The organism is Paraburkholderia tropica, from assembly GCF_014171495.1.
GTDB lineage: Bacteria > Pseudomonadota > Gammaproteobacteria > Burkholderiales > Burkholderiaceae > Paraburkholderia > Paraburkholderia tropica.
The window spans coordinates 1,314,640-1,334,973 of sequence record NZ_CP049137.1; the positions used below are offsets into that span (position 1 = coordinate 1,314,640).

Below are 20,334 nucleotides of genomic sequence, written 5' to 3' on the forward strand. Positions count from 1 at the left end.
GAATTCCCGCAACCGGCCATGTCCGTTTCCACTTCAGCCGACACCCCGAGCGACGCGCGGGCGGCCGCGCATGCGCGCCGCATTCGCGCCGAGGCGGCCGTCTGGGTCGTGCGGATCGACGCGGGCCGCGCAACGCCCGACGATGCGCGTCTCGCCCGCTGGCGAGCGCGCTCGCCGCTGCATTGCGCGGCCTTCGACGACGCGCTGGCGCAATGGCGCAGCGCCGATGCGCTGCACGTTTCGGCGCGCACTGATGCTGCCGCACAGCGCGTCGACCGGCGCGCCGAGCAACCTGTCGAACAACGCATGGAACCGCGCGCCAGGCGCCCTGCCGCGCGTTTCGCTTTGGCTTCGATCTTCACGCCGCCGCGCGCGGCCTTTGCATCGCTGTGCGTGGCGCTCGGCGTCGGCGCGGCGTGGTATGTGCATGCGCCCGATTTGTCGACATCAGCGGGCGAAGTGCGCACGTTCGCGCTCGACGACGGGAGCATCGTGAAACTCGACGCCGATTCGGCCATCGACGTCCGCTACGACGCGCACGAGCGCCGCATCGTGCTGGCGCGCGGACGCGCCGCGTTCGACGTGAAGCACGGCGACGCGCGCCGCTTTGTCGTGCGCGCGGGCGATGGCGAGGTCGTCGACATCGGCACGGCCTTCCAGGCGAGTCTGCCCGGCGACGACGCCCAGCACAGCGGCGAATCGCTCGTCACGGTCACGCAGGGACGCGTGGACGTGCGCAACGCGTGGGGCAATCTGGAAGCGGGCGCGGGCCAAAGCGTCGCCTATGGCGACGCGGTGCGCGCGCCGGCCGCCGCCGTGGTGGATGCCTACTCGGTCACCGCGTGGCAGCGCGGGCGCATGGTGTTCACCGATGCGCCGCTCGCCGACGTGGCCGCCGCGCTCAACCGCTATTGGAAAGGCCATTTCATCTACGTGCGCGGCAGCGCGGCGACGTTGCGCGTATCGGGCAATTTCGCCATCGGAGCGCCGGCCCAGGCGCTCGACACCCTCGCCGAAACGTTGCGTTTGCAAGCCACGCGCATTGCGGGCCGCGTCGTGATCTTGTCGGCGCCGTCGTGAGCCTCACGCGATAAACACGTCGCGCAAAAATATTTCGCGCGCGACGTCCGGTTTCTTCTCCGCACAACGTCTATTCCCTCAGTAAGACCAAACAATCAGGGGAATTTCGTTGTTCACGCAAGCATCACTTCGACCACTCGCGATCAGCGCGGCGGCTGCCGCTCTCTCCGGCGCTTCGTTGCCCGCGCTCGCCCAGCAAACTGCTCAATCGGCTCAAGCGACGCAATCCACGCAACGCGATGCGCGTATCGACTATCGCATCGCGCCTTCCGACCTCAACACGGCACTCAACCGCTTCGCCGAAGCCAGCGGCGTGCAGCTCGCTTACGCGAGTTCGCTCGTCGCCGGCAAGCAGTCGCCCGGCTTCACGGGCCGCGCCGATGCAGCCGGCGCGCTCACGCAGGTCCTGCGCGGCACGGGTTTGCGCGCGGTGCGCGGCCAGAACGCGGCCTTCGTGCTCGAAGTCGATCCCGAACCGCCCGGCACCGACGCGAACGTAGCCGCCGAAACATCGCTGCCCGCGATGACGATCCGCGCGCAAAGCGAAGCCGATGCGCACGATCCGACGGTTGCCGGCGCGGCGCTCAAATCGTCCACGCCGCTCACGCGCACGCCGCAATCGGTGTCGATCATCGAGCGCAAGCAGATGGACGAGCAGAACGTGCAGTCGGTCGCGCAGGCACTGCGTTATTCCGCGGGTATCGTGCCGGAAACGCGCGGTATCGGCGATCGCTACGACAGTTTGCAGATGCGCGGTTTCGGCGGCTTCGGCGGCAATGCCGTGTACGTGAATTTTCTCGACGGCCTCAATCTCGGGCGCGGTCTTTCGTATGCGGTGCCGCAGATCGAGCAATACGGTTTGCAGCGTATCGAAGTGCTGCGCGGACCGAGTTCGATTCTGTATGGTCAGGCGAATCCGGGCGGCGTGGTGGTGCTCGAAAGCAAGCGTCCCGAAGCCGATCACGTGAATGAAGTGATGCTCGGCGCGGGCACGCACAATCGCTGGGAAGGCGCGTTCGATCTCGGCGGCGCGGTCGACGCGGACAAGCGCGTGCTCTATCGCTTCGTCGGTCTCGCGCGCGATGCGGACACGCAGGTTTCCGGCACGAAGGAGCAACGCATTTATGTGGCGCCGTCGCTCACGCTGCGTCCCGATGCGAATACGGAATTCACGCTGCTCGCGAGCTATCAATACGATCCGAACAACGGCTATTACGGTTTTTTGCCGCGCTACGGCACGGTTTCGTATAACCCCAATGGGCAGATCGGCACCGGCTTCAACGACGGCGAACCCGATTACGATCACTTCCGCCGCGAGCAGGCGAGCATCGGCTATGCGTTCACGCACCGCTTCAACGACGTCTTCACGGTGCGTCAGAACGCGCGCTACACGCATATGTGGAGCGATTATCAAACGGTCTATTCGAGCGGCTACACGAACTCTAGCAACCGCTACCTCAATCGCCTGACCACGGCTTCGCTCGAGCATCTCGATGCGCTCTCGACCGACACGCAGCTCGAAGCCGATTTCAACACCGGCCCCGTGCGTCATGCGGTGCTCATGGGTCTCGACTATCAGATGACGATGTCCGACCGCCGTCTTTCGTCAGGCAAGGCGCCCTCGCTCGACATTACCGATCCGATCTACGGCCAGTCGCTGACCGCGCCCAAGCTCGCTAGCTACACGCGCCAGCGCACCGACGATCTCGGCCTCTACGTGCAGGATCAGATGACGATCGGCAAATGGTCGTTCGTGCTCGGCGCGCGCGAGGATTACGCGTCCACCAGCGCGAATGAATATGTGAAGCACACATCGTCGTATCAATTCGATCGCGCATTCACGTGGCGCGCGGGCGTGCTTTACGCATTCGACAACGGCATTTCGCCGTTCGCAAGTTTCTCGCGCTCGTTCCAGCCGGTCACGTCGGGCACGACGGCGGACGGCAGCTCGCTCAAGCCGTCGACGGGTCGTCAATTCGAAGTGGGCGTGAAGTATCAGATTCCGGGCACGACGAGCTTCACCACGCTGTCGCTCTACGATCTTCAGCAAACCAACGTGTCGACGCCCGATCCGAACAACGCGAATTACCGCGTGCAGACCGGCGCGGTGAAAAGCCGTGGCGTCGAACTGGAAACGCATTTGAACATCACGCGCGATCTTTCGCTGATCGCGGCATACAGCTATACGAGTGCGTATGTGGCGAGCGCGAACGATAGTTCGCTGGGTCATACGCCGGCCGCCGTGCCAAAGAATACCGCTTCGCTGTGGGCCGACTACACGCTGCATCGCGGTACGTTCAAGGGTCTCGGCATGGGCGCGGGCGTGCGTTATATCGGCAGCACGTATGGCGCCGCCGACGATTCGTTCAAGGTCGGTTCATTCACCCTCGTCGATCTCGCCTTGCATTATGAAATGCGCAATTGGCGTTTCGCGCTCAATGCGTCGAATCTGTTCGATCGTCAATATGTGGCGGCGTGCGCGAGCGCGACGCAATGTTTCTGGGGCGTACGTCGCGAAGTGATTGGCACGGCGCGCTATCAATGGTGAGTCTCACGATGAAATCCTCACGCGCTTTCGTGCGACGCACGGTGTGTGTCTTCGCGGGAATGTCGATGGCGGCGGCTGCGTGGGCGGCAACGCCCAATGCAGCGTCCGACACTGCATCAACGCATTCGGAGACGAAAGTCATTGGCGCGGCAAACGCCCTGCTTCCCGACACGGAATCGTTCGTGATCGACGCCACGCCGAACGGGCCGCGCTATCGCATCTGGCTGTATCACCCCGCGTCGTCCGTTTCAGGCCGCCCTCAGCCCTTGCTCGTGCTGCTCGACGGCAACGCGACTTTCGCGCTCGCCGTAAGCGCGGCGCGCCTGCAGGCGAAGCTGATCGGTCCGGTGACGATCGCTGCCATCGCCGCCGATAACGACGCCCTTTTCGATGAAAGCCAGCGTTTTCGCGACTTCACCACGCCGGCGCGCGACGGCTGGGGCGTGCCGAACGACGCGCAAGGCAAACCGCTCGACACCGGCGGCGCGCAGGCGTTCGAGACCTTCGTGAACGAGACCTTGCCGCGCGCCATCGAAGCCCGCACGCAGCTTGCGCCGCGCGCCCGCATGTTGTTCGGGCATTCGCTCGGTGGCTATTTCGTGCTGAACGATGCGCTCGCGCATCCGCAGGCATACTCGCGATATATGGCGGCGAGTCCGTCGATCTGGTGGAATGGCGCGGAGTTGCTGGCGAATGTTCGCGCGAGCGCGCAATCGTCGGCGGGAAAAAACTCGCACCACGCGCAAGCGCGCATTCCGCTCGCCATCCGCATCGGCGGCGACGAACAGAAACTCGCGCCCAATGCGCCGCCGGCGCGCGTCGAGCGCGTGACGCACGCGGCGATGCTCGACAACGCACGCACCTTCGCGGACCTCCTGCACACGACGCCCGCGCTCGGTTTCGACGCCGACTTGCAGATCTACGCGGGGCAGAATCACGTGTCGTATCTGCCCGCTGCGATCAGCGAAGCCGTGGCGCTCGCGGCGCGAAGCGTGCCGTAATCGGCACGCTGGCACATTCAAGCACGTTCGAGCGCCGCCATCGCGCGCGCGATCACCAGCAGCACAGAGAGGCTCACGTTGCTCGACGCACGCAATTCGGCGAGCAGATGGCCATAGCGTTCGAGCGCCGCTTCGTGCTGCGCGCACCATGCGTCGACGATCGCTTCGGCGTCGGCCGTGTCGGGCGACTGGGCGAGCGCGCTGGTCGTGAGCGCGCGCTTGAGCCGCGCCACTTCGGCGAGCGCGGCCGCGCGCGCCATCGTGTCCCAATGCGTGGGCGTGGGCAAAGTGGCCGCGCGTTCGCTAATCCAGCCATAATTCAGACGCGTGCCGAGCGCGAAGTATGCGGATGCGACCAGTTCGAGCGGACGTCCGCAGGCCGCTGCCACTTCGGCGATATCGAGCAGCGCCACCGGAATTTCGCCGCTCGCCGCGCGCAGAGCGAGCGTGCTCTCCACGCCCGCGTTCACGAGTTCGCCCTGGCGCACCGAGAGCGCTTCGAGATCGGCTTCCGGCAAAAGCGCGGGCAATTGCGGCGCGAGGCGTTGAGCGGCATCGCGGCAGCGCGCCAGCAGCGAACCCACACCGTCGCGATCCACCGCGCCCGCCTGCAGATGGCGCAGGAACCACAGCGCCGCGCGTTCGAGCAAGCGCGCAATATCGACGAACATGCGTGCCTGCACATCGTCGGGCACGCGATTGTCGAGCGCGTCGATCGCGCGCCAGATCTCGTCGAGATCGAACACATCGCGCGCCATGATGCAGGCGCGCACGATTTCGTCGGGCCGCGCGTCGGTCTCCTCCATGAGTCGGTGCACGAACGCGCAACCCACGCGATTGATAAGCGCATTGGTCAGATGCGTCGCGAGAATTTCGCGGCGCAACGGATGCCGCTGCATCGGTTCGCTGAAACGCTGCTGCAAAGGCTTCGGAAAATAATCGATCAGCAAGGCCGCGACGAGCGGATCTTCGGGGACATCGGAATCGAGCAACGCATCGTAGAGCCACATTTTGCTGTACGCGAGCAGCACGGCGCGCTCGGGCGACGTGAGGCCGAGTTTCGACGCCTGGCGCTCGGCCACTTCCTCATCGGTCGGCAGGAATTCGATCACGCGATTGAGTCGCCCGGCGCGTTCGAGCCAGCGCATCACGCGCGTTTCCGCATCGAGCAGCGGCACTGCATAGCGGCCCGCAATCGAGAGCGACTGAGTTTGACAATAGTTGTCGCTCAATACGAGCAGGCCGACTTCGTCGGTCATTTCCGCGAGTAACGTATTGCGCTGCCGGGTGGTCATTTCACCATCGGATACCACCAGTCCGAGCAGAATCTTGATGTTGACTTCGTGATCGGAACAATCCACACCCGCTGAATTGTCGATCGCGTCCGTATTGATACGGCCGCCGCGTTGCGCGAATTCAATGCGCCCGAGTTGCGTGACGCCGAGATTGCCGCCCTCGCCCACCACCTTGCAACGCAGATCCGAGCCGTTCACGCGCACGGCGTCGTTGGCACGGTCGCCCACTTGCGCGTGCGTTTCGCGCGCGGCTTTCACATACGTGCCAATTCCGCCGTTATAAAGCAGATCGACCGGTGCCTGGAGAATCGCGCGAATGAGTTCGTTCGGCGTAAGTGCAATTGCGTCGATACCAAGTACCTCGCGCACCGCGGGCGAAAGCGGAATCGTCTTGACGGTGCGCGGAAAAATACCGCCGCCCGCTGAAATCGCGGCAGTATCGTAATCGGCCCAACTCGATCGCTCCAGTGCGAAGAGCCGCTTGCGCTCCGCGAAACTCAGCGCCGGGTCGGGCGAGGGATCGAGAAACACATGGCGATGATCGAATGCCGCCACGAGCTTGATATGCGGTGACAGCAGCATGCCATTGCCGAATACGTCGCCCGACATATCGCCGACACCGACCACGGTAAAATCGCTCGCCTGCGTATCCACACCCATTTCGCGGAAATGGCGTTTGACCGATTCCCACGCGCCGCGCGCGGTGATCGCCATTTTCTTGTGGTCGTAGCCCACCGAGCCGCCCGATGCGAAAGCATCGTCGAGCCAGAAACCATATTCGGCGGAAATGGCGTTCGCATAATCGGAAAACGTGGCCGTGCCTTTGTCGGCGGCGACGACGAGATAAGGATCGTCCGGATCGTGACGCACGACATCGGGCGGCGGCACGATGGCGTTATTCACGAGATTGTCGGTGAGATCGAGCAGGCCGCGCAAAAAGGTCTGATAACAGGCCACGCCTTCGCGCATCCACGCTTCGCGATCGCTGGGCGGCGGCGGATTCTTGACGACGAAGCCGCCCTTCGAACCAACCGGCACGATCACCACGTTCTTCACCATCTGCGCTTTCATCAGGCCGAGCACTTCTGTGCGGAAATCCTCGCGACGGTCGGACCAGCGCAGGCCGCCGCGCGCCACGCGTCCGCCGCGTAAGTGCACGCCTTCCACTCGCGGCGAATACACCCAGATTTCGAACATCGGTTTCGGTTCGGGCAATCCGGGAACTTTCGCCGGATCGAATTTGAACGACAGCGACGGGCGCGGCGCGCCATTCGGCTCGCGACGGAAATAATTGGTACGGACCGTCGCGTTGATCACGCCGAGAAACTGGCGGAGAATGCGATCCTCGTCGAGATTCGGCACCTGATCGAGCGCGGTTTCAATGGCCTTGAGCGCAAGTTCGATGCGCTGTTCGCGCGCCGCTTCTACGTGTGGATCGAAACGCACCATAAACAATTCGACCAGTTGCCGCGCAATGGCCGGATTGCCCGTTAGCGCGCGTTCGATATAAGCGTCGCTGAATGTCGATCCCACCTGGCGCAGATACTTCGCGTAGGCGCGCAATATCGTCACCTCGCGTGCGCCCAGATACGCGCGCAAAACGAGGCGATTGAAATCGTCATTCTCGATGCGCGCACTCCATACGGCTTCGAACGCGTCCTCGAACAGATCTTTCACGCGCTCGATATCGAATTCGGCATCGTCGGCGAGTTCGAGCCCGAAATCGTGCACCCACGCGGGATCGCAGCCCGGCACCTGAATCACATAGGGCCGCTCTTCATCCACGCGCACGCCTAGATGTTCGAGCATCGGCAAACTGCGCGAGAGCGCAATCGCTTCGCCCGCGCAATACACCTTGAAACGAAACGCGCGCGGCCCCGATTCGATGGGCCGATACAGATTCATGGCGATGCCCGCACTGCCCTGCACACGTTCGATCAATTCGATATCGCGGACCGCCGTGCGCGCCGGATAATCGTCGCGATAACCGGCGGGAAACGAATCGCCGTAACGATGCAGCAAGCGCGTGCCCTGCTCTTCGCCAAATGCGTCGAGCAATGCATCGGCGAGATCGTCTTGCCAACGCCGCGTGACCTGCACGAGCCGCGCTTCCAGTTCACGCGTATCGACATCGGGCATCGTGCCGGGCTCGGCGTGCACGACAAAATGAATACGCGCAATGGCCGATTCGGAAAGCAGCGGCGTAAATTCCACGGAAATTCCGTTGAATGCCGAAGCGAGCAGATTGGCGATGCGTCGGCGCAAATCGGTATTGTATTTATCGCGCGAGACATAAACGAGGCAGGAGACGAAACGATTGAAACGATCGCGCCTCACGAACAGACGCGTGCGCTGATGCTCCTGCAAACGCAATACACCAAGCGCGATATCGTAAAGCTCGTCTTCCGTGGCCTGAAACAGTTCGTCGCGCGGATAGGTTTCGAGGACGGTCACGAGCGATTTGCCGAGATGCCCTTTCGGTAAAAAGCCCGCGCGGCGCACGATATTCGCGCACTTGCGGCGCACGATCGGAATGTCGGCGGCGGGCACCATATACGCCGTCGAGGTATATAGACCGACGAAACGGCGCTCGCCGCAAATCTTGCCGTCCGCGCCAACGAGTTTCACGCCGACATAGTCGAGATAACCGGGCCGGTGCACCGTTGCGCGCGAATTCGCTTTCGTCAGAAAGATCGGCGAGGCGCCCGCGATGATGTCCGCCGCGGCGGGCGGCAGCGGCGTAATGTCGGGGGTGTCGGGCGTGCGCAACGATTCGCGCAGAATACCGAGACCCGAATTGCCTACGCCGCGCAACCCGAAACCGTCGCCATGCTCGACGAGCGCATAGTCGCGCTGACCGAGAAACGTGAAATGGTCGGCCACCATCCACTCGAGAAACGCACGGGCTTCGAGCTCTTCCGCGCTCGTTTCCCGGGCCTTCATGCCTTTGATGGTTTCGCGCGCCACCTCGACGATTTTCGGCCAATCCTCGACGGCGGCGCGCACATCGCCCAGCACTTTGGCAATATCGCGGCGCAATTCGTCGAGTTTTGCTGCATCGCCGCAGCGGTCGACTTCGAAATGAATAAACGACGTGAGTTGCGACGGCCCGTCTTCGGCGCCGGACGCCCCGACGTCAATACGCTCGATGCCGCCTTCCTTGCCTCGCCAGACGCGAAACACCGGATGCATGGCCGAATGCAGCGCGAGCCCGAGCTTGTTGACGGCCATCGACACCGAATCGACCAGAAACGGCATATCGTCATTCACGATTTCGATGACCGTGTGATCGGAATGCCAGCCGTGCTGTTCGAGAATCGGGTTATAGACCCGCATGCGCTCGGAGCCGGGCACGAAACGCTGCGCCGTTTGCCAGTGCGCCATCGCCGCGCCATAGAGATCGGCGATGCTGCGGCTGCGCAAATCCTCGGCATCGACGAAATCGTAATAGTGGCGCAGGAACGGTTCAACCGTTTGAAAGGCGGGTTCCGGCAATCGCGCTCGCGCGAATGCCAGAACATCGGAGAGCAGATGGGCGACGAATTCCTCGTTCCTCGCTTGCATGGCGGACTCCTCGACGGATGGCCATCGACTGCATCGGCGGTAAAGCCATTATGCACCGGCAAGGTGATTGAACGATGACTGCGTGTGCGGTGTTCTACTTACGCGAGCATGCCCGAGTTCGCGTTTAGAATGAATGTTTTAAAACGTTATTGCGTCGAACACACGCACGGAGCTGTTTAATCGGGCCAACGCGCCCGCAAACGGCTCGCGGGCGAGCGCCGCGTCGTCCAGACCTTTGCGCGCGGTGGTCACATAAGCCGTCCGCAGATCGTCGCCGCCGAATGCGAGTTTCGTCACGTTCGAACAGGGAAAGGCAACGTGCCCGACGCTCAGGCCATTTGGCGCGTAGCGTTCGATGCGCGCGCCGCCGAACGTCGCGACCCAGACCTAGCCTTCGGTATCGACGACAAGACCATCGGGATCGCCCGGCGGCGCGTGCGTACTAAAGAGCTGCCTCGACGAGAGTTCACCGTCATCGCCCACGTCGAATGTATAAATGGCGCGGCGCAGCGAATCGACATGATACAGCGTGCGAAAATCCGGACTCATCGCGGGACCGTTCGTGATGATGTAGCCGCTGTCGTGCACGCGCGGCGCCTGATCGCCCTCGACGGGCCAGAGCGAGCCGGTTGGTTCCCGTTCCGCGTCGTCCATCGAGCCGAACCACAGGCGCCCTTCGGTATCGACATGCGCGTCGTTGAGCCGGTTGCCGGGCAGACCGCTTTCAACCGGCACGCGCAACACGAAGCGCCCGTTTTCCGGCGTGAAGCGATGCAGCCCGCCCTGCAATCCGCAGACAAAGCCGCCGTCCGCGTGCGGCAGCACGAAACCGGTTTGCGCGGGCGCCTCCCAACTGCTGCGCTCGCCGCTTTCGGGTACATAGCGATGCACGCGGCGTCGTTTGATATCGACGAAATACAGCGCGCGCTCGCGCTCCACCCACACGGGGCCTTCGCCGAGCAGCGCGCCCACGTGCCATTCGACCTCGGGTGGCAGCATATTCATGCGCCGTACCAGCCGGCGTCGACGAAATAATCGCGGCCCGTGCAACGCGCGGCGTCGTCGGAAGCGAGAAACAACACCATGCGCGCGACATGCTCGGGTTCGATGCGGGCGTGCAGGCATTGCTGCCCGAGCAGCTCCGATTCGCTTTCGTTCGATTGCCAGAGCTTCATTTGACGCGGGGTGCGAACCGCACCGGGAATCACGCAATTCACGCGAATACCGTATTCACCGAGATCGCGCGCGAGCCCGCGCGTGAGGCCCTCGATTCCTGCTTTGGCAGTCATATACACGCTGAGATTCGGCGTGGCCAGATGCCAGGAAATCGAGCCGAGATTGACGATCGCGCCTGCGCCCTGCTTGCGCATGCCGTCGACGACGGCTTGTGCACAAAAGAATTGATGGCGCAGATTCACGGCGAGCCGATCGTCCCAGTAAGCCGCGCTGACGTCGCCGACGTCATGACGGTCGTCGTTGGCCGCGTTGTTGACGAGAATCTGTACGCCACCGGCAGCCTGAGCGATGGCGTCGAAACAGCGTTGCAGGGCGTCGATATCACGCAGATCGCAGCGATGGTAGACGGGTTCGTATTGCGTCTGCCTGCACGCCTCGACGAGCGCGAGGGACGGTTCGTCGGCTACGTCCAGAAAATGCACGCGCGCGCCTTGTGCGCTGAACGCTCCCACCATGGCGGCGCCAATGCCGGTGCCGCCGCCCGTGATCACGACCACCTTGTTGTTCAGGCTCGGATAAATTGCATAAGACATGGGTTATTTCGCTTCCGGTTCAATCGATGCGTGATGGCACGCGCACGGGACATTCAATCGACGCTCACATCGCTCGTCATGCGCCAGTCGCGCGGCAGCGTACGCGTCGCTTTACCCGTGACGGCAAGCGTCGCGTGCAAGTGAATATCGCGGCTTGAACTGCCAATCATCAGATCGAATTCGCCGGGTTCGACAATGCGCTCGCCGCGACCATCGGTGAAATTCAACATGTCGACGGGCAGACGAACATGCACGCGCGCCGCGCCGCCCGCTTGCACCGTCACGCGTGAAAACGCCTTCAATTCACGCACCGGACGCGCACTTGACGCCACGCGATCACGCAGATAAATCTGCACGACTTCCACGCCGCTGCGAGCGCCCGTGTTCTTCACCGTGAATGAAAACGCGAAGGTGCCGGTTTCGATGGGCGCAGTGGGCGTCGCGATGTCGAGCGCTTCATAAGCGAAGCGCGTGTAGCCGAGTCCGAATCCAAACGGATAACGCGAGCCGAAATGCCACGCAACCGGCGTGCCCGCGCTTTTGAGCCGATGGTTATAGACGTAAGGCACTGCGCCCGCGCTGGTCGGCACGGAAAGCGGCAGGCGGCCGCTGAAATTCTCGCGCCCAACAAGCAGAGCGGCGAGCGCTTCGCCGCCCTTCTCGCCCGGCGCGAACGCCATCAACTGGGCAGCGACGCGTTCCTCCTGGCCGCCGAGGTTGTAAGGGCGCCCGCCCGTCATCACGACGACCGTGGGCGTGCCGGTCGCGAGCACGGCGTCGAGCAGCGCCTGCTGCACGCCGGGCAGCGCGAGGTTGTCCGTATCCGAGCCTTCGCCCACGGTGCCCGACTGGAACAGGCCCGCGAGGTCGCCGACAAACACGATCGCCACATCGGCGGCGCGTGCCGCTTCGGCGGCGGCGATAATGTGCGTGGTGTTGGTACTGATCAGTGCGTCGCGGGTGCCCACTTCACGCGTGTCGAGCGAGACGTCGCCCGGAAAGACCGGCGCGCCCGCGCGGCGTTCCTCGATAATCGCGCAGCCCTGCGCGTAGCTGACGTGCGCCTCGCCGAGCATATTGCGCAGCGCTTGCAGCGGCGTCGTCATCGACGAGTGCGCACTCTCGCCGCTATTGATCAGATGCACGGGAAAGCTGTAACCCGCGAGCAACGCCAGCGGATCGTCGGCCGTCGGCCCGATTACGGCCACGTTCTGCCTGCCGTCGTTGGCGAGCGGCAGCACGCCGTCGTTGCGCAACAGCACCACCGATTCGAGTGCCACCTCGTGAGCCACATCGCTGGCGGCTTCACTGCGTACGTTCACGCGCGCCACGTCGGCATAGGGCTGTTCGAATAAACCGATGTCGAACTTCGCACGCAACACGCGTTTGACTGCCGCATCGATCGTGACTTCGCTGATCTCGCCACGCGCCAGGGCTTCCTTGAGATGCAGCGCACACTCGTGGCCGGGCAACTCGATGTCGAGTCCGGCGTTGAACGATTGCGCCGCGGCATCGGCGACGTCGCGCGCGATGCCGTGATGCGTGTAGAGCAGATTCACGGCCGCATAATCGGCGACGATCAAACCGTCGAAGCCCCACTTATCGCGCAGCACGCCTTGCAGCAGATCGCGATTCGCATGGCACGGCACGCCGTCGATGTCGTGATACGCGGGCATGATCGAGCCTGCGTGCGCGAGCTTCACCGCCATTTCGAATGGCAGCAGGAAGGTGTCGTTGAGTTCGCGAGGCCCGACGTGCACGGGCGCGTGATTGCGCGCGCCTTCGCTCGCCGAATGCGCAACAAAGTGCTTGAGCGTGGCAAGTACGTCGCGCTTCTCGCCTTGCAGGCCCTGCACATATTGGCACGCCATCACACCGACCAGATACGGATCTTCGCCGAACGCCTCTTCCGTGCGCCCCCAGCGCGGATCGCGCGAAACGTCGAGCACGGGCGCGAGTCCCTGATGACAGCCAATCGAGCGCGCCTGCTCGCCGATGACCTCGCCCACTCGTCCAACGAGCGCCGGATTCCATGTGGCCGCGTAATTGAGTGGCGACGGAAACAGCGTGGCGTCCTTGATCATCAGCCCGACGAGACACTCCTCGTGCGCCATCACCGGAATGCCCAGACGCGTATGCTCGATCATCTGCCGTTGCAGCGCGTTGAAGGCCTCCACGCCCTCTTGCGGATCGACCGTGTGCGTGCCGAGCGGGCGCGTGACCTGACCGAGCCCGTGTTGCAGGAGCGTGTCGAGCGGCACGCCCGTATCGCGCTGCGCGAAGTCTTCGGTGCGCCACTCGTGACGGCCATTCGCGCGCAGCTTGAGCCAGACGGCATGCAACTGCGCGATTTTTTCGTCGATCGTCATGCGCGCGAGCAGATCGGCGACACGCGCTTCGGTCGGCGTATCAGCGCGACGATAAACGGGCACCTCGCTTTGATGGTCAAGCGACATCACAACACTCCTAGTTGGTCGTGCGCCAGGCGCAATGTTCGCCCGAACACATTAGTTATCCTGCTTAATATTTCAACGCGACGGCTCATTGAATCACCCGCACGCAACGATCAATGCATGCGCTTGAACGCCATGTCCCGATCGTCGAACAGATGGCAGGCTTCGGGCGGCAGCGCGATCGTCACGTTCTCATCGAAGGCCAGCGCACTGTCGCCGGGCAGCTTGGCGATCAGCGTGGCAGAACCCGCGCGTGGCTGAACGAGATGCACATAGCTGTGCTCGCCCATACGCTCGACGAGCCGTACGCGACAGGCGAGTGTAGGCGCGTTGCGCACGGAGTCGGCGAGACGCAGATGCTCCGGGCGAATACCGAGCGTCACCTTCATACCGACACTTGCGTGGCCGGGTTCGACGCGCGCGAGCACGCGCTCGCCGCTATCCAGCGTGACGTGCACGCCGCCCACGTCCGCGCTCGTGATCGTTCCCGCAAAGAAGTTCATCTTCGGCGAGCCGATGAAACCCGCCACGAAGCGGCTGCGGGGATGGTGATAGAGATCGAGCGGCGCGCCCACCTGCGCGATGCTGCCGTGCCGCTCCATCTCCGTGCCCGCCTGCAGCAGTACGATGCGGTCGGCCAGCGCCATCGCCTCGACCTGGTCGTGCGTGACATACACGGCGCTCGCTTCACGGAACTCGCGATGCAGGCGCGCGATCTCGGTGCGGGTCTGCACGCGCAGCGCGGCATCGAGATTCGAAAGCGGTTCGTCGAACAGAAATACGCCCGGCTCGCGCACGATGGCCCGGCCAATCGCCACGCGCTGACGCTGTCCGCCGGACAGCGCTGCGGGACGGCGTTCGAGCAACGCGTCGAGTTGCAGCGCGGCGGCGGCACGGCGCACTTTCGTATCGATGAGCGCTTTATCGATCTTCGCCTGGCGCAGGCCGAACGCCATGTTTTCGTACACGCTCATGTGCGGATAAAGCGCGTAATTCTGAAACACCATCGCCACGCGACGCTGCGCGGGCGCAACGTCATTCATGCGCTGGCCGTCGATACGCAACTCGCCGTTACTGATCGATTCGAGGCCTGCAATCATGCGCAGCAGCGTGGATTTTCCGCATCCGGACGGTCCGAGAAACACGCAGAACTCGTTCTTCCCCACTTCGAGCTGCGCGTTGCGAATCACCGCCTGACCGTTTGCATAAGACTTCTGTACGTTTGCGAGAGAGATGCTTGCCATGTCGTGATGTCGGTGTCGGTGTCGGTTCGGTTTAAACGGTGCGTCAGCCTTTGAGCGAGCCGGCCATCATCCCCTTGATCACGCGTTCCTGACCAAAGGCGTACGCCACGATCAACGGCAGCGAAGTCAGCGTGACGACGGCGAGCATCGCAGGTACGTTCGACGAATACTGGCCCTGAAAATCCCATACCGCGAGCGGCAGCGTGCGATGCTCGGAGGTGGAGGTGAGCATGTAGGCGAAGATGAATTCGTTCCACAGGCCAATGCCGTTGTAGATCGCCACCGTCGCGAGGCCTGGGCCGGACAACGGAAAGAACACGCGCCAGAAGATGCCGAACGGGCCGCAGCCGTCGAGTTGCGCGGCTTCTTCGAGTTCGCGTGGAATCTGCCGCATGAATTCCGTGAGGATGAAAATCGACACGGGCAGGCTCAACGCGACATATGGCCCGAGCAGCGCGAACGGCGTGTCGTAAAGGCCGAGATTGCGCGTGAGCAGATAGATCGGCACGAGCGTGGCGTGCAGCGGCACGATCATCCCTGCAACCACGAGCGCGAACAGGGTCTTGTTGAACGTGAAGCGCAGGCGCGCGAACGCATAGGCGGCCATCGCGCTCACGATCACGATCAGTACCACGGACACGCCCACGACGAACAGGCTGTTGCGGAAGTAGGTGAAATACGGGCCTCCGAGTACGGCCGCGTAGTTGCCGACATACAGATGTTTCGGCAAGGCCCAGACCGGCGAGGAGAAGGTTTCGTCCTGCGTTTTCAGACTCGTGGCCACCACGAAGATGAACGGCACCGTCGTGACGGCCAGCCAGATCAGCGCGAGCAGCGGCACACCCACGCGGAGCTTGCGCAGACTGAATGCGCGTTGATGCGGGAGCGTCGACATCGCTTAAACCTCCGTTGCGTAACGACGCGTGAAGCGCAGCGAAATCGCCGCCACCGTGCACACGATGAGGAACATCGCCGAGCCGATGGTGCTGCCGTAGCCGAGCTGGAACGAACTGAACACGGTGCGGTACATATACGTCGCCATGAGTTCGGACGAGCCTTCGGGACCGCCACCCGTCATCACGTAGATCAGATCGAAATAGCGCAGCGAACCCAGGACGGACAGCAGCACGGCGGTGCGCACGGTGCCTTGCAGATGCGGCAGCTTGATGCGCCAGAAAATGGTCCATTCGGAGGCGCCGTCGAGCCGCGCAGCTTCCGCGATTTCCTGCGGCAACGAAGAAAGACCCGCGAGAAACAGGATCATGTAGAACGGCGTGTTCTGCCAGCAGATCACGGCGATGGTCGAGCCGAGCGACAGATGCGGGTCGCCGAGCCAGTCCTGCGCGAGCGCGTCGAGTCCGAGTCCATGCAGCGCCGCGTTGAGCGGGCCGAAGTTCGGATCGTAGACGTTCTTGAACAGCACGCCGATCGCGACACTCGACATCAGCAGCGGCAGGAAATAAAGAATCTTGAGCAGACGCGAGCCGCGCCCCGCTTTTTCAAGCATGACGGCGAGCGCGAGCGCAATCGGCAACTCCACCACGATCGATGCGGCGGCGAGCAGCGCATTGTTCGCGAGCGATTGCCAGAACACGGCATCGTGCGCGAGCTTGGCCCAGTTGGACAGCCCCACGAAACGCGCGTTGCTGCCGAGTCCGTTCCAGTCGAGCAGGGAAAGCCGCAAGCTGGAAACGAGCGGATAAAGCAGAAAAACGGCGAGCAGCACCACCGCGGGCGCGAGAAAGGTGGCGGCAACGAGCCACTGCGCGGAGAATCGCAAGCGGCGTTCTGGAACGGCGGAAAGTGCGATATTCACGGAGCGTTCTGCCGGCGACGCTCTCGCGAACGCGCCGGTCTTAAAGATAAATTGATCAGGATAGCGAATCGTAATAGCGTGAATCAGCCGCCCGACTTCGACGCGGCTTCCATTTGCTGCGCGGCGGCCTGCGGGGTGACCGAGAGGCCGAACAGCGCCTGGGTCGTGTCCTTGTGCATTTCGCCCAGCCGCGGCGGCAGCGCCTGGTCGTACCAGAGCTGCACATTCGGCGCCTGCACGATGAGCGCCTGCAGACGCTTGAGGAACGGATCGGGAATCGCCACGTCCTTGATCGGCGGCACCTTGTGATCGGTCACGCGTGCGCGCATCGACTCGTCGTCGGTGAGCGACTGAATCAGCTTGAACGCCTGATCGGGATATTTGCACGCGCTCGAAATGCTGAGGAAGCCGTCGCCGACCGTGCCGATCACGTCGCGCGGATCGCCCTTGCCGCCCGGCACGCTCGGGAACGGGAAGAAGTCGAGCTTGGCCGAGAAGGCGGGATTTTCATTGGCGATGGTCGAGGCTTCCCAGCCGCCCATCAGTTCCATCGCGGCGCGGCCCGAATACAGCAGGCGGCGCGAGGCGCCCACATCGTAATCGAGGCCGTTGTAGCCCTGCGCGAACGCGCCCGCTTTCACGAGATCCTGAATGTACTTGCCCGCCTCCACGAAGGCCGGGTCGCCGAAGCCTTTGCCACCGCCTTCCACCGCGCCGCGCACGACGTCCGGGCCGCCGATGCGATCGACGAGATACATGTAGTACATCGAGCCCGTCCACTTGTTCTTGTTTGCGAGCGCGAATGGCGCGATGTCGTGGGACTTGAGCACCTGCACCACGTGCATTAGTTCGTCCCACGTAGCGGGCGCCTTGAGGCCGTATTGCCTGAACAGGTCCTTGTTATAGAAGATCACGGCGGCCGAGGCGTTTTCGGCCGCAACGCCATAGGTCTTGCCGTCGAAAGTCACGGATTTCCAGGAGGCGGGCAAGAATCGATCGCGATACGCGGGGTCTTTCTGCAGATACGGCGTGAGGTCAGCGATCTGGCCGGCCTTCACATATTCGTTGAGCGTGCCGCCGCCCCACGATTCGAACACGCAAGGCGGCTGATTCGCACCGAACGCCACTTTCAGCTTGGTCTTGTAAGCGTCGTTCAGGATGTGCGAGTTTTCGACCTTGTAGCCCGGGTTTTTCTGCTCGAAGCGGTCGGACGCGTCGCGCAGGATCTTGCTGGAACTGGCATTGGTCTGCTGATCCCACGTCGTGATCACTTTCGCGTCCTGCGCGTGCACCACGCCCGCCGCCGCGAGTGCGGCGAACAGCACCGCCGCGCGCGTCGTTTTCGCTACCACCGCGTACGCCATCTTGGTGTCTCCTGTCGTTGGTTTTGTTTGCGACCGCTTAACGTTAGCCTTAACGTTACAGGATCGTAGTCGTAACGTTACAGGCTCGCCAGACAGTGTTAACCCTCGAACTACGCCACGGGCAATGGTTGAGCGACGTTTCCGTACAACGCTTGCTGCACGGCCTGTGCGTGCCTGAAGTGTCGCGCTGCGCGGTTCTGCTAGAATCATTTCCACTGTAACGCTAGCGTTACCAAGACCTGCCCAGTTGCGGTTCGTGTCGCGCCGCCTCACTCTTTCATAACAAGCTAGTCGCATGACCAAGCAAAATCCCACGCTGGCCGACGTCGCGAGGCTGGCCGGCGTGTCGCAGATGACCGCATCGCGTGCGCTCAACGGGCGTCCGGGCGTGTCGCGAGAAACGCGCGACGAAGTGCTGCGTATCGCGTCCGACATCGGTTACGTCGTCAATCGCACCGCCCAGAAGCTCTCGGGCGGACGCAACGGCATCATCGGCATCATGACGCCCACGCTCGACACGCAGTTCTCGAGCGAGCTGATTCTGGGTGCGGGCCGCGCCGCGCGTGCGGCCGGTTGCGAAGTGCTCGTCTACACGGTGTCAGACGACAGTCACTCGCATCAGGAACTCATCAAGCTCGTGCGCCAGTTTTCCGATGGTCTGCTGGTGATCCTGCCGCGCGAGACCATGTGCCTCGATGCGCTCGCCACCGCGCACGTGCCGGTCGTGGTGGTCGATCAGCGCGGCACGCTCAATCGCTTCCCTTCGGTGTCGGTCGACAATTACGGCGGCGCGCGCATGGCGGTCGAGCATCTTGTGTCGCTCGGCCACAAGCGCATTGCGTTTCTCGGCGGCGACGAGGCGATCGAAGGCGTGCGCGACCGGCAGCGCGGCTATCACGACACACTGGTGCGCCACGGCATCGAGCTCGATCCGGCGCTCGTCGTGACCGGCGATCTTTCACAGATGACCGCCTTCGAAGTGGCGACCGGGCTGGTCAACCTGCCCGATCCGCCCACGGCCATTTTTACGGCCAACGACCAGAGCGCGTTTGGCGCGATTGCAGCCGCGCGCGAGGCGGGTCTGCGCGTGCCCGACGATATCTCCGTGATCGGTTTCGACGATATCCCGATGGCCGAGCAGTTTCATCCCGCGCTCACCACGGTGCGTCAACCGTTTCAGCAGATGTCGAGTTCGGCGGTCAATGCGCTGCTCGCGCAGATCGCGGGCAGCGACGCGGTCGCGCAGCGCACGACCTTCCCCGCCGAGCTGGTGGTGCGCCAGTCCACGGCGCAAGCTCCTGCTGCCGCGCGGCGGCCTGCGGAAGCTGCACGGCGTGTGGGGCGTCAACGCGCGAAAGCGTAACGGTGATTGAATAGAAAGCGGCGCGCATTATCTTCGGATAACGCGCGCCGCTTTTTGCGTTGAGGCCTTTATTTGCGCTGCCTTTCACCAGATGGTGTCGAGATGCGTGAGCGCGCGCACGCGTGCGTCGGGCGTGACGAGCGGCACGCCGAGCGTGCGCGCCGTGGCGGCAACAAGCCGCTGCGATGACGGCAATTCCGGCGACAGCGTGGTGGCACGCACCGCGATCGCGGTATCGACGGGCACCATGCGCACGCCTTCGATCGACGCGAGCGTGGCGAGCCAGCGCCGCGTATCCATCGACAAGGCGAGCCGGCCGTTTTCCACGAATTGCGCCAGTTCCAGCACGCTGATCGTCGAGATCAGCACCTCGCCGTTTTCCAGCGCGCCGTCGATGGCCGTGCGCGCGGGCTCGCTCAGCGCCTTGTCGTCGCGCAGCCAGTAGACGAGCGCGCAGGTGTCGAGCGTGACCATGGCCGCATCTTATTTGCCGACGGGCGACGCGCGACGCGTGCTCGCGCCCTCGCCCACGGCCTCGCTCAGTGCATCGACGCGCGCATCGACCGGCGCGTTGAAATCGCAATGAACGATGGCCGCGCGCAGCGAGTCGAGCGGACTCTTGCGCTTCGCGCGATAGGGACGTATTTCGATGGTCGGCTGGCCGCGGTCGGTCACCACCACGCTTTCGCCGAGCATTTCGACTTGCCGGAACAGTTCGCAGGCTTTCGCCTTGAACATCGCTTTCGATACCCGTTTTTCCATTGAAGGATCTCCACCCATCGTGATCGGCGCGCTGTAGTTTTGTAGGAGTCGCATTGCGAGACGTCGCGCGCCGTG

Annotated in this window: 13 protein-coding genes and 1 pseudogene; 4 read left to right on the forward strand and 10 right to left on the reverse strand. The window is 63.3% G+C overall.

The window, feature by feature from the left end:
* The first annotated feature begins 18 nt into the window (after positions 1-18).
* The 3 genes from G5S35_RS36065 to G5S35_RS36075 all read left to right on the forward strand — a co-directional run bounded on the left by G5S35_RS36065 (position 19) and on the right by G5S35_RS36075 (position 4,629).
* A complete protein-coding gene (locus tag G5S35_RS36065) occupies positions 19-1,080 on the forward strand; it encodes a FecR family protein (RefSeq protein ID WP_183040219.1) in 1,062 nt (353 codons plus the stop codon).
* A 109-nt stretch (positions 1,081-1,189) separates the two neighbouring features.
* On the forward strand, positions 1,190-3,628 hold the full coding sequence (locus G5S35_RS36070) for a TonB-dependent siderophore receptor (RefSeq protein ID WP_183040220.1): 2,439 nt from the start codon (positions 1,190-1,192) through the stop codon (positions 3,626-3,628).
* A gap of 182 nt (positions 3,629-3,810) precedes the next feature.
* The gene (locus G5S35_RS36075) at positions 3,811-4,629 is read left to right on the forward strand and encodes an alpha/beta hydrolase (RefSeq protein ID WP_074986852.1); all 819 of its coding nucleotides are present in this window, start codon (positions 3,811-3,813) and stop codon (positions 4,627-4,629) included.
* 17 nt (positions 4,630-4,646) lie between these two features.
* Here the strand turns inward: G5S35_RS36075 and G5S35_RS36080 are convergent, their stop codons facing one another.
* The 8 genes and pseudogenes from G5S35_RS36080 to G5S35_RS36115 all read right to left on the reverse strand — a co-directional run bounded on the left by G5S35_RS36080 (position 4,647) and on the right by G5S35_RS36115 (position 18,134).
* On the reverse strand, positions 4,647-9,488 hold the full coding sequence (locus G5S35_RS36080; RefSeq protein WP_183040221.1) for an NAD-glutamate dehydrogenase: 4,842 nt from the start codon (positions 9,486-9,488) through the stop codon (positions 4,647-4,649).
* Between the two features lie 138 nt (positions 9,489-9,626).
* A pseudogene (locus tag G5S35_RS36085) lies at positions 9,627-10,493 on the reverse strand (SMP-30/gluconolactonase/LRE family protein).
* Positions 10,490-11,257, reverse strand: coding sequence for a D-xylose 1-dehydrogenase (xylB, locus tag G5S35_RS36090; protein ID WP_183040222.1), 768 nt, complete (start codon positions 11,255-11,257; stop codon positions 10,490-10,492). The pseudogene G5S35_RS36085 and the gene xylB overlap by 4 nt, the downstream one beginning before the upstream one ends.
* 53 nt (positions 11,258-11,310) lie before the next feature.
* Positions 11,311-13,713, reverse strand: coding sequence for a glycoside hydrolase family 3 N-terminal domain-containing protein (locus tag G5S35_RS36095; RefSeq protein WP_183040223.1), 2,403 nt, complete (start codon positions 13,711-13,713; stop codon positions 11,311-11,313).
* A gap of 110 nt (positions 13,714-13,823) precedes the next feature.
* Positions 13,824-14,954, reverse strand: coding sequence for an ABC transporter ATP-binding protein (locus G5S35_RS36100; protein ID WP_065059239.1), 1,131 nt, complete (start codon positions 14,952-14,954; stop codon positions 13,824-13,826).
* Positions 14,955-14,997: 43 nt separating this feature from the next.
* Complete coding sequence (locus G5S35_RS36105; protein ID WP_074986847.1) at positions 14,998-15,849, reverse strand: carbohydrate ABC transporter permease; 852 nt, start codon at positions 15,847-15,849, stop codon at positions 14,998-15,000.
* 3 nt (positions 15,850-15,852) lie between these two features.
* On the reverse strand, positions 15,853-16,734 hold the full coding sequence (locus G5S35_RS36110; protein ID WP_065059237.1) for a carbohydrate ABC transporter permease: 882 nt from the start codon (positions 16,732-16,734) through the stop codon (positions 15,853-15,855).
* Between the two features lie 119 nt (positions 16,735-16,853).
* Positions 16,854-18,134 carry an extracellular solute-binding protein gene (locus G5S35_RS36115; RefSeq protein WP_183040225.1) on the reverse strand — a complete coding sequence of 427 codons (1,281 nt, stop codon included), beginning with the start codon at positions 18,132-18,134 and terminating at the stop codon, positions 16,854-16,856.
* 295 nt (positions 18,135-18,429) lie between these two features.
* Between G5S35_RS36115 and G5S35_RS36120 the strand changes: the two genes are divergently transcribed.
* Positions 18,430-19,497 (forward strand): LacI family DNA-binding transcriptional regulator, encoded by a 1,068-nt coding sequence (locus G5S35_RS36120; RefSeq protein ID WP_065059235.1) that lies wholly within the window; start codon positions 18,430-18,432, stop codon positions 19,495-19,497.
* 84 nt (positions 19,498-19,581) lie between these two features.
* On the opposite strand, the gene G5S35_RS36125 is transcribed toward G5S35_RS36120, so the two are convergent.
* The gene (locus G5S35_RS36125) at positions 19,582-19,971 is read right to left on the reverse strand and encodes a type II toxin-antitoxin system VapC family toxin (protein WP_065059234.1); all 390 of its coding nucleotides are present in this window, start codon (positions 19,969-19,971) and stop codon (positions 19,582-19,584) included.
* A gap of 9 nt (positions 19,972-19,980) precedes the next feature.
* Positions 19,981-20,259, reverse strand: coding sequence for a type II toxin-antitoxin system Phd/YefM family antitoxin (locus G5S35_RS39830; RefSeq protein WP_237181842.1), 279 nt, complete (start codon positions 20,257-20,259; stop codon positions 19,981-19,983).
* Between the last annotated feature and the right edge of the window lie 75 nt (positions 20,260-20,334).